Source organism: Spirosoma agri, from assembly GCF_010747415.1.
In the GTDB taxonomy this organism is placed as follows: domain Bacteria; phylum Bacteroidota; class Bacteroidia; order Cytophagales; family Spirosomataceae; genus Spirosoma; species Spirosoma agri.
Genome location: NZ_JAAGNZ010000003.1, coordinates 1 through 14,433, shown reverse-complemented (window position 1 = coordinate 14,433; position 14,433 = coordinate 1). Strand labels below are relative to the sequence as shown.

The following is a 14,433-nucleotide window of genomic DNA, read 5'->3' as shown; positions in this document are numbered from 1 at the left end:
TTAGGAGAAAGAATACTTGATAAATCAGTTTTTCGCTAAAACTACTGCGCAACAAGATAGACGTTAGTGATTATGCACTCAGCCTGGCCACTGGAATCTGTAATCGGAACAGGGTTCCATCCCGCTTACTAATCTCATAGGTACCTTCCAGTTGCTGGCTGAGGAGTGTGATCAGGCGTTTACCGAATGAATGCTGGTGGCTAAGTTGCTGCCATTCCCGCTCGTCAATACCTGGTCCATTGTCCTGCACCTCAAGGATAATTCCTTTGCGAAGCGGATTTGGATTTGAACACAGGCAGATACGTAGGGCGGGTTGCTGAATGGTGGCGTAGGCATACTTCAGCGCATTTGTTGCTAGTTCATTGATGATCAATCCCAGCGGTAGGGCAACATCGATATCCAAATCAACAAATTCTACGTCCATCTGAAGGTTAAACTGACCAGTTTGGTAACCATATGCTTTCAGTAGGTTGTGTATCAGATCATCTACGTATTCCCGCATGTCAATAGTTGTTGTTTGATCAGACTGATACAGGCGCTGGTGAATGAGCGACATGGCCTCAACCCGTTGCTGACCGGTCTTCATGGCCTGAACCAGTTCGTCATTATTGCCACGTGTTGTTTGCAAAAAAAGTAAGCCGGATATGATAGCGAGGTTATTTTTGATTCGGTGGTGCATCTCCTTTAGCATCAGGGAGATCCGCTCCGATTGCTGCTGTATTTTTTGCGTACTGTGGTGGGCCCTTCTGTAATAAACGAACAAGGTGCCGAGCAAAACGACCAACAGGCCAATGCCACCGACGGCCAGCCAGGTGCGGTATGTCTGGTCTGTATTTGCTTCGGCTAGCCGTTGGATTTCTAACTCTTTCTCGCGGTTCTGAAAACGGGCTTCGAGTTCGACAACCTGGCGACTTTTGGTAGCGTTAAAAACGCTGTCGTGGTTAAAAACCTGCTGTTTGTAATAAAATAAGGCTTTCCGGAAGTCACCCCGTTCTTCCCATATCCGGCTCAGGTGACCGTTAATTTCGTCCAGCAGGGAGTGTTTCGCCGTGCCTGTCTGCTCTACCCAGGCCAGCGCCCGCCGACAACAGGTTTCTGCCTGGTCGAGTTTATGCTGAGGAATCAACGCGTAGGGAAAACTGACATACGCATAGCCCGCCAGATAGGGGTCTCCGTTGGGTTGATTGGCGAACGCAAGTACCTGGTCAAAAGCCTTTTCTGACTGAACGTACTGCCCCATGTTTTTGTACAGCAGGGCGGCATTGTACAAGGCCGTGTAGTATGCGGTCCAGTCTTTTTGCTGTTTGTAATAGGAGAGAATCATCTGCTGATGAGCGAGAGCCTGGCCAAACTCTTTTCGATTTGCCTCAAGATTGGCCAAATCCCCATAGCCCTGCATCTCCAGATCACGGTAGCCTTTGCGTTTGGCAATTGCCATTGCGTCGTTTATGTATTGTAATGCCAGTTTCCGGTCATTCAGCCGGTCGTAACAGAATCCAACGAATGATAATGTGCGGACATAGTGTCTCTGATTTGGGTTAGACCGAAAAATCTCCAGCGCCTGCTGATAATAGTTGATTGCTTTGTTGTAATCTCCAGTGGATTCATACCAGTAACCAATGGATCGGTAGCCTAATCCTATTTCCTTAGCATTATCGATACGTTGTGCCAGCGTAAGTGATTGCTGGTAGGCCTGCCTGGCGTCAATAAATTGGCCGGCTTCAACTAATGAATCGCCCCGCTCCCGAAGCACCCACGCTTTAAGGGTATCAGAAACCGTGACCGGTAAGGCGCCCTGCGCTATCGACCGAACCGGTAGTAAAGTTAAAATAGCAAGTAGCCAACGAATGTATTTTTCTCTCATAGAATGGCAAATGGAAACCAGTACCGTCTACAAAAGCGTCTGGCTACACGTAAGATGCGTCAAAAGTGTGTCAACATGTTCGCTATGACCCTGGCCCATCCAGCAGTACTTTTCACCCAGTTGGTCGACCGTGTTTGTAAACTAGTAATCCAGTATTCTGGTTGGGCAATGCTTGGAAGAACTTATGAATAAAGGAATTTTTTTACCAGTATACTTATGTGCTGTATGTATTTAAGTGACTGATTTATAATTAATAGTACCGCTTAATTAACTTGTTCAACGAAACTCTCGACTGGGGCAAGTGGTAGCGTGATCGTTACCTGTGTAAACTCCCCTTCAACAGAATCAATGGTCATTTGCCCCTGTAGGTACTCGATCAAATCTCTGCTCATGTATAAACCCAGGCCGGTTCCTTTGGCAGTAGGTTTTGTTGTGAAGAAGGGGCTAAATAACTGGGTCATTTCTTTAGCGGCTATACCCCGCCCATTGTCCCTGAACAATATCTGTACCTGGCCATCGATGATCTGCGTAGTAACCTCAATGGTGGGTACAAAGTCCGCTGTCCGCCGACTTTTCTCCAGTAACGAGTAACAGGAATTGTCGACCAGACTAGTCAACACCTGACGAAACTCAAGGGATAATACACTCACTTTTAGCGGTTGTTTGTCTAAATAAAAGACCAGCTTTACGGGCAAAGGGGGCGAATAACCGCTCAGAACGGTTTGTAACGATGCGTTGATATGCTGCTCCAGCAGTTGATTGACATCGGTCACAGCGAACGTGGCTGTTTTTTCCTTCAGCAGTTTTTGCATATCCTTCAGAATACGGGCTGTGCTGTTACCGTGCTCGTTGATTTTTTCCAGGTTCTGGTTCAACATCTTGGTTGTGTCTTCCAGGTCATCCTGATCGTTTTGATCGAACGAAGGCAGGTGTTTTTCGATGACTTCCAACAGTTCCTTAAGCAGGTCTTTGGCACCGAGCGAAAAATTGTTAATGTAATTTAGGGGGTTCAGAATTCGGTCAACAATTCCTTTGGTCAGCTTACCCATAGTAGCCATTTTTTCGGCCTGAACCAATTGGCGTTGCGTGGCTTTTAGTTTAGTAAGGGTTGTTTCCAGCTGCTCTTTCTGGTGTTCCAATTGTTCCTTCTGCAACTGTAGTAAACTTTTCTGTTCCTCGAGCAAGGTATTTGCTTTGTGTTTGGTACGGTAAGCGTAGAATGACACAGCCGCCAGCATGACCATCAGGGCGAGACCGGTTATCAGTGCCCATTGTTTGGCACGGGCAATAGCATTCTTTTTTTCCTGTTCCGCCCGAACAACCTGTTCTTTCTTGTCAAACTCGTAGTTCATACTAAGTTCGGTGGCTTTCTGGATGTTTTCTTTACCCCGAACCGAATCGGCAATAGCGGCCGCTTGCTTGTTAGCAGCCAGAGCCAAGCGGTAATTACCGGTTTCCTCGTAGCACTCCGACAATTCCTTATAAATATCACCCGTTTGTGCATCGTAGATGTCGGCCTCATCGAGTACCGCAAAGCTTTTTTCGTAATATGGGATGGCTGCAGCATACTTTTTTTGCATTTTCAGAATAGATCCCATTGCCGAATAAGCCTGGTGGATATTAAGGGGCTGCTGGGAAGAGTTGGCGATCACTATAGCCTGCTTGTTCAATGCTTCAGCTTCGACAAACTTTTTTTGTTCAGCTAAATTGAGCGAAGCGGTCGACAAATTAGTGGCCTCAATGCCATCGTCACCCATCTGTTTGCCAAGATTTGCTGCTTTTGTCGCGAATTCGTAGGATTTCTGATTAGCATGTAAATTCCTGTAGATCTCTGCCAGACTGGTATAGGAATATAACTCGATGTTGTTCATTCCTTCCTGTTTAGCCAACTGGATTGCTTTATGATAGCGTTGTTCAGCCGCTTTCCAGTCACGCATTCCCTTGTACAGATTGCCCATATTGAGTAAGCAGAATGCCTGAGAACGAACATTATTCTCTGCTTCAGCCAGCGTGAGTGCTTTCTGCTCATAGCGCAGTGCCTGCGGGCGGTTCGAGAGCATGTCATAAGCGATTCCTGTACTCAGATAGGCACTGCCTAATCCTTTTTTATAATTATTGCGTTCCGCGATCGCAATATTCTTCTCAAAGAAAGTGATGGCACTGTCGTATTTGCTTTGCATTCCATACATCGTTCCATACGCACTGTACACATCGATCAGATGAGCAGAGTCACCCAAAGAGCCATACATAGCTCCCGCTATTTTTAGGTTTTCTTTAACAATCGAATAATCACCTTTGTAGCTACTGCAATAGGCCAATCGTAGTCTGGCCAGCGCTTCTCCCTGCTTATAGTTGATCTGCTTCGCACGCTGAATGTTTTTCAGACTCAGATTTATTGCTGAATCAATATTTACGCTAACTAACAGCGTAATCTTCGCGTTGATCAGGTTTATCCTGGCTGTGTCAGTGGTGGCCTGACCAATCAGCCGATTCAAGCTATCTATTTTGGACGTCTGGGCCTGTGCGAATACAGCGAATAGAGAAAAGGCTAAAAAGATGAGGGGCTTCATAAAATACCGAATTGATACTGTCAGGCCAGATTTCAGTAATACAGGGAAATTATTGGTCATCTTTTAATTCACAGTTGAATCAGTTCGCAACCGACTGGTAGATGCAAAATAGTTTGACTAGAAGCAAGTTAACGCTTAAAATTTAATCAGACATTAACGAAGTGAATACCCGTTACATCGATTTTGTCTTGCTGGTATCGGGTTCTACTATACGGTCTCACAATGTAAATGAGTAGCTATACTTTTTGCGTATACCAATCCTGAATCGACACCCAAAGTTTACTCGTTCACACCCAAAGTTTATTCGTTCACGCCATACCTATAAGTAGACGAAGTAGTTCCAGTAATATTGGCCTTGTTTATCAATCAAGAACGCCGACCTGATCCAACGTAAACAAAAAGTAAGCGAGTAGCGAATTATCATGTGTACGGTCACGGCCACGATGCCTGGCTTACTGTATTTATTTGGCAATGGCTTACAGTCCGGTGTTGACAGTGATCAGTACATACCTTATCTGATTAGACCGCAGGGTGATGCACCGGGTGAAATTCGTTCTTAGTCTTTTTTACCGCGTTACCGACTAACGTCGTGGCCCGGCCAAAAATTTATTCGAAACCTATTGCTCCTTTTTTTTCAACCAGTACCAGTTAACGCACAAACAGCTCACTTATGATCTACTTTTTATCAAAAACAAAAATTACCTTTCTAGCCGGGCTGCTTACCCTTTTCTGGGTTATGCTGGCTACTACTGTCCTGGGGCAGGGCTTCATTGAGCGAACGGGAGATTTTGGTCTGAACCCGTTCTTCAACTACAATTTTTACCCTAATCCTCCCGGCGCTTCTCCCTCACTGGCTGACCTGGATGGCGACGGTGATCTGGAACTGGTAGTCGTGAACTTTGAGGGAAGCGTTTCCTACAACATAAATACTGGTGGGTCACCAGGGGATGAATCGTTTATTTATTATCGAAGTCCCAGCCCCTTCACGAGCCTTCCGGACTCTTATTCTCCTGTAAGTTCTTCGCCAATTAGCTCTTTAGCTGGCGTAGTACCGAGTGATGTATATAATCCCTCTTTTGACTCATCGGTCAACCTTAAGTTCTCGTTCGGGGATTTGGATGGTGATGGTGATCTGGATGGTATATCCGGCAACGAAGAAGGTAAAATTCTCATTTTCATCAATAGTGGTAGTCGAAATAACCCCCTCTTTCCCCCGCCGGGCAGTGCTCCTATCGGGCCGGGTGATCCTCCCCGCGGTAATTCGGTAGTGACTTTAGCGGATCCGGCGGCTGGTATCAACTACGCGGGTGAAGGTGTTTCTTTCGTCAATCTGGCCGATTTTGATGGCGATCGGGACCTGGATCTGCTGGTGCTGACCAGCAAAGCGTTCCACTACCTGCGCAATACAGGGACGACAACAAACGCAGTCTTCGAAGAAGTTACCGGTTCTGGAAATCCGTTTAACGGGTTTACTCCGGATGCCGGACATGGTAATCCGGTCGTAGGCGACATTGATGGTGACGGCGATCTGGATGTTGCCGTCTCCGGAACATCCATTGCTTTTTATCGCAATGTAGGAACAACTACGGCTCCTGTTTACGTGCGGATTAATAACGCGGCTAACCCGTTTAACGGCATTACGTTCAGCGCTGACGATGTACCCCGCATTGAATTGGGCGATATGGATAGGGACAATGACCTGGATTTGGCAGGGGGCGTAAAATCCGGTAAAATCCGGTATTTTGAAAATGGAGTTCAGGTATATGGCCAGCCAACTCCCGCCAGCCAGACTGTTTGTGTAGGTAGTCCGGTCAGCGTGACCGTAGGAGCCCGGGGCGACGGCTTCTATAGCGATGCTACTCAGACAACAAGTCTTCGTTACCAATGGTATCGTAATACACAAACTACGGCTACCCCCGTTCCCGGACAAACATCGGCTACGCTGAGTTTAACGAACGTTCAACCAGGAGATGCAGGCCTGTACTATGTTCAGGTAACAGGTAGTGCCCGCTACACTGGTGAAGAATTAAGTGTGTTCAGCGATGGATTCTCTCTGACAGTTCGGCAAGGGATCGGTATCACGCAGCAACCACCCAGTTCTTCGGTTGTGTTGACAGGTGCCAACGTGAGTGTACCCGTATCGGTAAGCGGTGCAGTTACAGGCTACCAATGGTATCGAAACGGAGCTATTGTTACCGGTCAAACATCAGCCACGCTGACGTTAACCAGTGTAACGTCTGCCCAGGCGGGTTCCTACTCGCTGGTAGCAACCAGTTCCTGTAACAGTGTTACCTCATCGGCCTTTTCACTTACCGTGTTGAACCCAGCCTCGGTGAGCGGGACCAAGACTGTTTCGGGCAGCTTCGTTCCCGGCGGCACAGCGACCTATACGATTGTACTCCGGAACGCAGGTCTGGGTATTCAGAATAACAATCCAGGCAACGAATTTACCGATGTGTTGCCCGCAGGTTTGACTGTATCTTCTGTGTCATCGAGTGCGGGCCAGATTGCTTTCAATGCAAACACTGTGACCTGGAATGGATCAATCGCCAGCAACAGCCAGGTGACCATCACCATCACGGCCCTCATTGCCAACGGTACCAACGGGCAGAGTATCGCCAACCAGGGCAGTATCAGCTTTGACGGGGACGCGAATAACACCAACGAAAGCACGGTGCTGACCGATGATCCGACAGTGGAGGGCAGTGCCAATCCCACCACGTTTGTGGTAAACTGTCCGGCCTCCACCGTCACGCTCAGCAATGACGGTCCCCTGACCTGCGCCAAGACCAGTGTTGTCCTGACGGCTACGGGCGGCCTCACCGGGAGTACGTATGGCTTCAGCCTGGGAGCTACTCAAAGTAGTGGTGCTACCAGTAATACGGCGACGGTGAGCATGGGTGGGTTGTACAGCGTAACCGTCACAGCACCGACGGGCTGTACGGCCACCGGCCAGACTACGGTGGGCACGAGCACCACCTTGGCGGCTCCCACCCTAGCGGCTAATGCCCAGACCACCACCAACCAGCCCATCTCGGTGACGGCTTCGGGCTGCGCGGGTGGCACGATCAACTGGAATCCGCAGGGTGGCACAGGTACGGCCAATGGCTCAATGTATACCTTCACCCAGCCGGGCAACTACACTATCACGGCGGCTTGCGTGGTGAATGCCTGCACCAGCCCTCCGTCAGCACCGTTATCGGTAAGCATCTTGCCGGGTGGGTTTGCCATAGGCAGCGTTACGATGGTTAACTGTCAACTGTTCGATGAAGCAAAAGGAGGTTATCAGGTCACGTTCACCCCTCAGTACAGTGGTCAGAATACGAACCCCATTTCATTCTCGGTCGTTAACGAAAAGACAGCCACTACCGATCCTGCTCCGTACACGCTACGTCTGTACACCGATAACCCAGTAATTATTCTGGTAGCTACGCAGGCTGGCACCGGCGAGACCCGATATAGCTACAATTGGTTTGCTTCCTGCCAGTCCGGAAATAGCCCAAATCGCCCACCTGTAACTACTGGTGTACCGAACCAGACTATCTCACAGGGGCAGGCTTACCAGTTAGAACTGAAAACTTATTTTTCTGATCCTGACCAGCAGCCACTCGCCTTTTCGGTACAGGGCTTACCGGCTGGACTTAGTTTAACGGGTAGTGTGATTAGCGGTACTCCATCAGTAACGGGCGTGTCGACCATAAACGTCAGCGCCGTTGATCCTGGTGGATTGTCTGTCGGTAGCAGTTTCCAATTGACGGTTAGCCCCGCCCCTGGCTTGCCAACAAGCTTTGCTATTGTCGACGTAAGTACGGTGCGTTGTGAAGTGCTACGCCCCGATAAACGCCGGATTACGTTTACTCCTCAGTACAGCGGAGTGGATGGTACACCCATCAGCTTCTCCGTCGTAAACGAGAAACTGCCAACCACCGATGCCGGTCCGTATAGTTTGGACCTTTATACCGACAACCCTGTTATCACGCTGAGTGCCCAACAGGGAGCTACAATAGCCAGGTACACATATAACTGGCTGACGGTCTGTAACACGGTTTCTGCCCGGTTGGGTGTTCAAGAAGCTGGCACCGAATTACAGGTACGGGTGTTCGGTAATCCGGTTGAAGGCAAATCTGCGGAGATCGAAATTAATGGTGCCGCCAGTCAGTCCGTACAGCTGAATTTGGTAGACAGTCAGGGCCGGGTAGTGCATCAGTATCAAATTGACGAAGCTGGCCCATCCGAACGGGTAAGTGTACCCGTTGGTAACAGTAAAGGTATATTGCTATTACAGGTGAGCACCCCCACCCAGCGGCAGCAGGTCAAGCTACTAAAGTTTTAATTCAGTCTTACTCGTGACAAGTCTCGAAGCCCGGATCTGATTAGTTCGGGCTTCTACTTTTCTGATTGTTCATCACCTGGCTCCGTGTGCAGAACTGGACCTGCTACATTTGACTGGACATTAAGTTAAGTGTGATCTAACTTAGTGTGCAATGAAAACCAGCAGAAGACAGTGGACTTGCTAGCTTTCACTGGACAAAAAAGCCAAGAAATAGTTGTCCAGTGAAAGCTAGCAAGTTCACTTTTATGAATCCAAATATTTCCCACGGTCCGCCGCGCGGTCGTTCTTGGAGAAGATGCTGACCGCCTTTTTTAGGATATCGCGTCGCTTCGGCGATCCGATCTAACTCGGCTTGCTTGAGTTGTTTTTTCAGGCGCAAAATTTCCTGCTGTTCTTGGCTGACTTGAGGGTGCGTACTGATTGTGGTGCCGGTAGGAGTTAATCGCTCTCGACGCCATCGGGTCAGAATGTGCGGGGTAATGCCTAACTCTTCAGCGGTCGCTTTTAAAGAGCCTTTGGCCACCGACAGCTCGACGGCCATCGTTTTAAATTTATCGTCGTACTGCCTCCTGGTTTTCATGGTTCACTAAGTTAGATCATGCTTAACTTAATGTCCAGTCAAATGTAGCAGGTCCACACATTATAGCAGCTTCCTTGAATGGCTATTGAGTTCTTCTCTTGTCCTGTCTTGATGGTAAGATGGGTAAAGGAAGCCAACCAGACCATCCAGCTAAGTATGTAGGAAATCATATTATGTTGAAGTTTGAGTGATTCAATTAGAAAGATTAACTACAAATCTAATAAAACAACTACATAAATAGTTGACCGTTGTATAAGTGACGATTATGTTAATCAAAGCAGTAGCGAACCATATAATTCAAACGACTTTTCAAGCAAGACTTTACCGGATTGTTCGATTTGGAAGACCCATTCTCCGGCTATCATTTCCCAGGTATGTTCAGTTCGATAGTAATCAAAGTTTAGTCCATTGGTTGACCTATACTTTTCTTCAATCGTCTCTTTATATGCCTTTCCTGTAGTTGGATTTACGAGCATAGGGTGTATAATACGGCACAAAAAAGCATCTTGGTTACTCTTTAAGCTATAGGCAATGCCAAAAACCAAACCCCTTTTTAACTTCACTCTATCGACTTTCTCACTAAAAATTAAATCGTCCGCTCCGAAATAATAGCCGGTCGGGCTAAGGCGGAAATTAGTAACAGACTTCATAGTAGGTCTACAAATCCCGTAATTGATCAGGTGAGCACTACTTCCCATAGTATAAAAGCGGCCTACTTCTGTTCTATAATCTGTTGTATGTTAGCTAAAGTACGAAATGACAACCTAACCCCGTTTCATTAAACATGAGTCATCCCGAAGTTTGAGGGGTTGTCTATAAAGCGAAAACCTTCCGAATTTAGTGGTGCGAACTACTAACCGGAAGGTTTTCTTATGTCCCAGGACTCCATAAAAGTCGGTAACTCGACCGACGATGTCAAGCAAGAGGCCCATTATTTCTAAGACCGGCTACAAACCTTCATTCAGCCTCTGGCCGAGCGGCTGGATCGGCTCGTTGATCGACGCTTGGTAAGCACCTTTGAAGCCCTACTGGGGTGCATCATCCGGTTTCGACACAACACTCTGGGACTGCTGTTGAGTGAGTTAGGCGGCAAATTACTGGGCGAGCAACACGCTCCGGCGGGGATTAAACGTATTAGTAATCTGCTCCGCAGTACGGCTTGGAGCCACACCCTAATTGAGGAGTTCCTCCTGGAAAAAGCTTAAGGGGTAGCCCGCCAATTGCTGGATCAGCACCAAGTTGGGGTTTTGCTCTGGGACGAAAGTGTAGTCGAAAAGCCCGAAAGTATTCGCTCCGAAGGCTTATGTGCGGTTCGTAGCAGCAAAGCCAAACGGCTCAAACGCATCAAACCGGGTTTCTTTAATCCGCCCGGAGGTCGGCCTGTACATGTGCCTGGCTTCGAGTGGATAGGCTTGTTGTTGGCAGGTCGGAAGACTCATCCTATGGTAGCCTTCTTCCGTTGGTACACCACACGGGGGGAGCACGCCCAAGACCGCTTAACGTTGCAAACCAATTTGTTGACTAAGGCCGTTGAGGTTTTTGGGCGTACGCTGTGGCATGTGTTTGATCGGGGCTATGCGGGTAAACGCTGGCTGGGCGAGTTGATCGGCCAAGCGGTGCCGTTTGTGGTGCGCTGACCCAAACGCTACCAACTTATTGATGAGAAAGGGCCGCGTAACGCCTGGAAGATTGCTCGGGGCAAGCCGGCTCAGGTGCGCCGTCAAGTCTGGGATGCCCACCAGCAACAGTGGCGTAAGAGTGCAGTGCTGGCCTTACCAGTTACTCACCCAACTTATCCTGAGCAGGCCTTATGGCTGGTTGTCTCCCGGATTGGTAAGGGTAAAGAACCGTGGTATTTGCTCACTAATCAGCCCTGTGAGGACGCTGACCAACTTTGGTCGGTAGTGCTGGCCTATGCCCGACGGTGCGGTTCCCCGCCGGGACAAATTGAGGCCTGCTGGCGCTTTTCCCAAAGTGAGTTAGCCATCCAGTCGCCCCGGCTGTGGTTCTGGCTCAACCGGCTCAAGTTGATGATGATGGTTGCCTTGATGTATGCTTTCCTGCTCCAACTGCTAGCGGTGGACCAGACGGGTTATCGCTTAGCCTTGCTACGCCGATGGTGCCATCGAACGGGAAAGCGGTGCCAGTCTGCACTGACACCGCTTTATCGGCTTCGGGCCGCTTTAGCTGCTTTGCTTACCACTTACCAAATCATCCTCCAAACTTCGGGATGACTCATGTTTATAGGATAGTGTCCCAGGTAGGAGCCATAACTGAGAATAAGTAACCCAACGTTTTAATGCTATTTAGAGTAGAGGGCTAGCCAAACCGGCATGTTAAGAATGATAAAACACGACCTAATTACCTTCGGCCAGTATACCTGGCAGGTGCTAGCCATTGAAAAGGGGCAAAGAGCGCTGATTATTACGCAAGACATAGTGGATCTGCGATGGTATCACCATCAGTTTGTCAATGTAACCTGGGCAAATTCGAACTAAAGGCATTACCTGAATGAGGAACTCTATCCTTCATTCGGCCCTGAGGAGCAGGCCCAAATTATGCAGGTTACCAACCGGAATGCCAACAACCCGTGGTTCAATACTGCAGGAGGGCCAGACACCGCCGATCACCTATTCTTACTAAGCTTGCAAGAGGTTTGCCAGTATTTTGGCGACAGCCAGGCCAAGCTGAGTACTAAAGGGGGGCAAACTTGGCTTGTTGACGACCAAAATAACGGAAATCGACAAGCTCGCTACGGTACGGACTTCCACGGGTGGCGACTTTGTTCGCCGGGCTATTACGGACGCACGGGTGCCAGTATCACCAAACATGGCCATGTTTATGTGCGTGGCAACGGCGTCTTCGGCCAGCCCAGAGACGGTGGCGGTGTTCGTCCAGCCTTATGGCTACGGCTGGAGGATTAATGCTTATGATGGTGTGCAATACAACTCCTTTTAATTAACTCACAAGACGCCGAATAAATGAAGGGGCCACAAGATTATTCCTTTGTCTCAATTGGGAGCATTTTGTGAGATCTTATTCTAGAAATCAAAATTTTGGTAGATTGACTACTAGATAAGCACTTAACTAACAGGCCTCATCTAGTCAAATCATCATGAAAATCTCCGTCTGGTTGGTAGGTCTGGTTTTTACGTTGATGGCATGCCACCATAGGGCTGATCAGACCGAAACGGTTCGGTTCTTGCCAATCCAACTCATCGAAGGCTATGGCCCCTTTCATCCAGGCTTTTCGCCAATCGACAATGCCAGCAAAGACTCACCTCTGTGGGCTAAAACCTACAGTAAGGTCAAAGGAATACCAGCTCACTGGAGTAATACTCAAGTTTGTCACATTTGGTTGAATACCCGTCAATTCATTTATCAACAAGTCTTGGCGGGGCATATCAGCCAGCTCGATTATTAGGGGTTACAAAAGGTCTGGAACTGGTCACCGGATACCACGAAGCTCTCTAAAGCACCCATTACGTGCTATCTATACATCCTGATGGGGTTTGATGAAACTACCCAAAGATGGTCTGTCAAGGTTGACGCCAATAACAATCTTGACTTCGCCGATGAGATGACCCTCTATCCTGAACGAATGGCTATTAACGATCCCTATCGCTATAAAAAAGCCATTTCAGTTCAGTATGAAGTCTATCAGCAAGGGCGAATTCGACCCATGAAGATACCCATGGTCTTGAAAATGTATGGAAGTCAATTACTCTACAATTTTCCTCAATATGCGGCTGTCTTTATAAAGCAGGGGAGCAAAGACTATAACTTACTGGTATCTTCGGGCTTTACCAGACCCGATTTTGAGGTGTCTAACTTAATCGATCCGTCCACGAGTTTGATCGCGCAAAAGGTTGCCCCCAAAGACGAAATTGTGATAGATGATATTATCAAAATTGATGGAGTAAGCTACAAGAATAAAGGCGTCGATGTCTATAACAATTGGTTAGAGCTAGAGCCTGTCAGCTCATTAGAAAGACCTTATTCATTGCAAGTGGGTTATCCATTCAGACCCTTTCTAGCCAAAGCGTTTGCTAGTGGTCAATTGATTGATTTAGATCAGTATCGAGGCCAATATGTTTATGTTGATTTTTGGGCTCCCTGGTGTAAAGGATGCGTGACCGATATACCTGCCTTGAAGAAGGTGTATCAAAACGTCGACAAGAAAAAGGTAGTTTTCATCGGTGTGGTGAAAGACTCACCCGAGCGTTTAGCTAACTTCCTGGCGAAGCAACCTTTGGCTTGGCCTCAAATTATCTCAGATAGTACGAACAATCTGATTGAGAGCTACCATATTGGGGGTTTGCCTACTTCGATCCTGATTGATCCCAAGGGCATTATTATTGGCAGGAATTTACGGCCCCACGAACTAAGCTTAGCTCTCAATAAGTAGGGGTAGCAGATCGTAGGTTACGGATGGACGTTGCCCCATTTGTCAAATCAAGTTGTCTTTCGAAGTGCCCAAATTAGTAAGCATATGTATAAAGGCTTCTTTATCTCAGGAGGGAGCGTTTTAAAAGACGGTGACTTTGGTCGTACCATGCTACTATTTTACTAGCTGGCTAACGCAATTCCTCGCCTACCCAACGCACTCTCCCCTACGATTGGCTACTGCTTTTGAGGAGACGACGCGCCATGAAACACAGGAGCTCAACGTGATCCGATCCGGAATGAGTGGCCAGGGGGCGTAGCGTTTCGTATTGGCAAACCGGCAAGGGGTAGTAGACGCTTAGCACCTAAGAACAAAAAAAGCCGTATCCAACAGGGACACGGCTTTCCATCAAGGTAACTAATCCAACTTACTTTGGTCTAGAAACTAATGTAAGACCCTACTCAATAGCTACCTGATTCGATAAGGCGATAGGCCTTGCAAAAGCCAGATTGTTCGATCTAAACTCTTGTCGGGCAATCGCGTTAACTTTAATTGGTCCGCAGTAGTTTCACCTGCTGACGTTGGGTAGGCGTACTTACTTGTAAGAGCAAGACCCCGGTACTAGCTCCCAGCGGTAAGCTCACCCGCTCGACAGCACCCGCCGGTTCGATTCGCTGGCCGTAAACTGACTTGCCCTGC

10 protein-coding genes are annotated in these 14,433 nt (G+C 48.1%); 6 read left to right on the top strand and 4 right to left on the bottom strand.

Translation table 11 applies throughout. From position 1 onward, the window contains the following. Window positions 1-70: 70 nt before the first annotated feature. Together GK091_RS24135 and GK091_RS24130 are read right to left on the bottom strand one after the other, a co-directional pair. Window positions 71-1,864: a tetratricopeptide repeat-containing sensor histidine kinase gene (locus GK091_RS24135; RefSeq protein WP_164043069.1), complete on the bottom strand. Its 1,794-nt coding sequence runs from the start codon at window positions 1,862-1,864 to the stop codon at window positions 71-73. A gap of 263 nt (window positions 1,865-2,127) precedes the next feature. Then, a complete protein-coding gene (locus GK091_RS24130; RefSeq protein ID WP_164043067.1) occupies window positions 2,128-4,434 on the bottom strand; it encodes a tetratricopeptide repeat protein in 2,307 nt (768 codons plus the stop codon). Between the two features lie 670 nt (window positions 4,435-5,104). Here GK091_RS24130 and GK091_RS24125 point away from each other — a divergent pair. Then, window positions 5,105-8,767: an FG-GAP-like repeat-containing protein gene (locus tag GK091_RS24125; protein ID WP_164043065.1), complete on the top strand. Its 3,663-nt coding sequence runs from the start codon at window positions 5,105-5,107 to the stop codon at window positions 8,765-8,767. Between the two features lie 187 nt (window positions 8,768-8,954). On the opposite strand, the gene GK091_RS24120 is transcribed toward GK091_RS24125, so the two are convergent. Both GK091_RS24120 and GK091_RS24115 read right to left on the bottom strand, forming a co-directional pair. Beyond that, the gene (locus GK091_RS24120) at window positions 8,955-9,347 is read right to left on the bottom strand and encodes a transposase (protein ID WP_164043063.1); all 393 of its coding nucleotides are present in this window, start codon (window positions 9,345-9,347) and stop codon (window positions 8,955-8,957) included. A 272-nt stretch (window positions 9,348-9,619) separates the two neighbouring features. Next, entirely contained in the window at window positions 9,620-9,997 is a 378-nt protein-coding gene (locus GK091_RS24115; RefSeq protein ID WP_164043061.1) for a DUF3859 domain-containing protein, read from the bottom strand. Window positions 9,998-10,594: 597 nt separating this feature from the next. On the opposite strand from GK091_RS24115, the gene GK091_RS24110 reads away from it, so the two are divergent. From GK091_RS24110 to GK091_RS24090, 5 genes are all read left to right on the top strand, one after another. Beyond that, entirely contained in the window at window positions 10,595-10,984 is a 390-nt protein-coding gene (locus GK091_RS24110) for a hypothetical protein (protein WP_164043059.1), read from the top strand. Between the two features lie 75 nt (window positions 10,985-11,059). Further along, complete coding sequence (locus GK091_RS24105) at window positions 11,060-11,581, top strand: hypothetical protein (protein ID WP_164043057.1); 522 nt, start codon at window positions 11,060-11,062, stop codon at window positions 11,579-11,581. Between the two features lie 273 nt (window positions 11,582-11,854). After that, complete coding sequence (locus tag GK091_RS24100) at window positions 11,855-12,271, top strand: DUF6273 domain-containing protein (protein ID WP_262889228.1); 417 nt, start codon at window positions 11,855-11,857, stop codon at window positions 12,269-12,271. Window positions 12,272-12,462: 191 nt separating this feature from the next. Next, window positions 12,463-12,771, top strand: a complete 309-nt coding sequence (locus tag GK091_RS24095; protein WP_164043053.1) for a hypothetical protein — start codon at window positions 12,463-12,465, stop codon at window positions 12,769-12,771. 81 nt (window positions 12,772-12,852) lie between these two features. Beyond that, window positions 12,853-13,755, top strand: a complete 903-nt coding sequence (locus tag GK091_RS24090) for a peroxiredoxin family protein (protein ID WP_164043051.1) — start codon at window positions 12,853-12,855, stop codon at window positions 13,753-13,755. The last annotated feature ends 678 nt before the right edge of the window (window positions 13,756-14,433 follow it).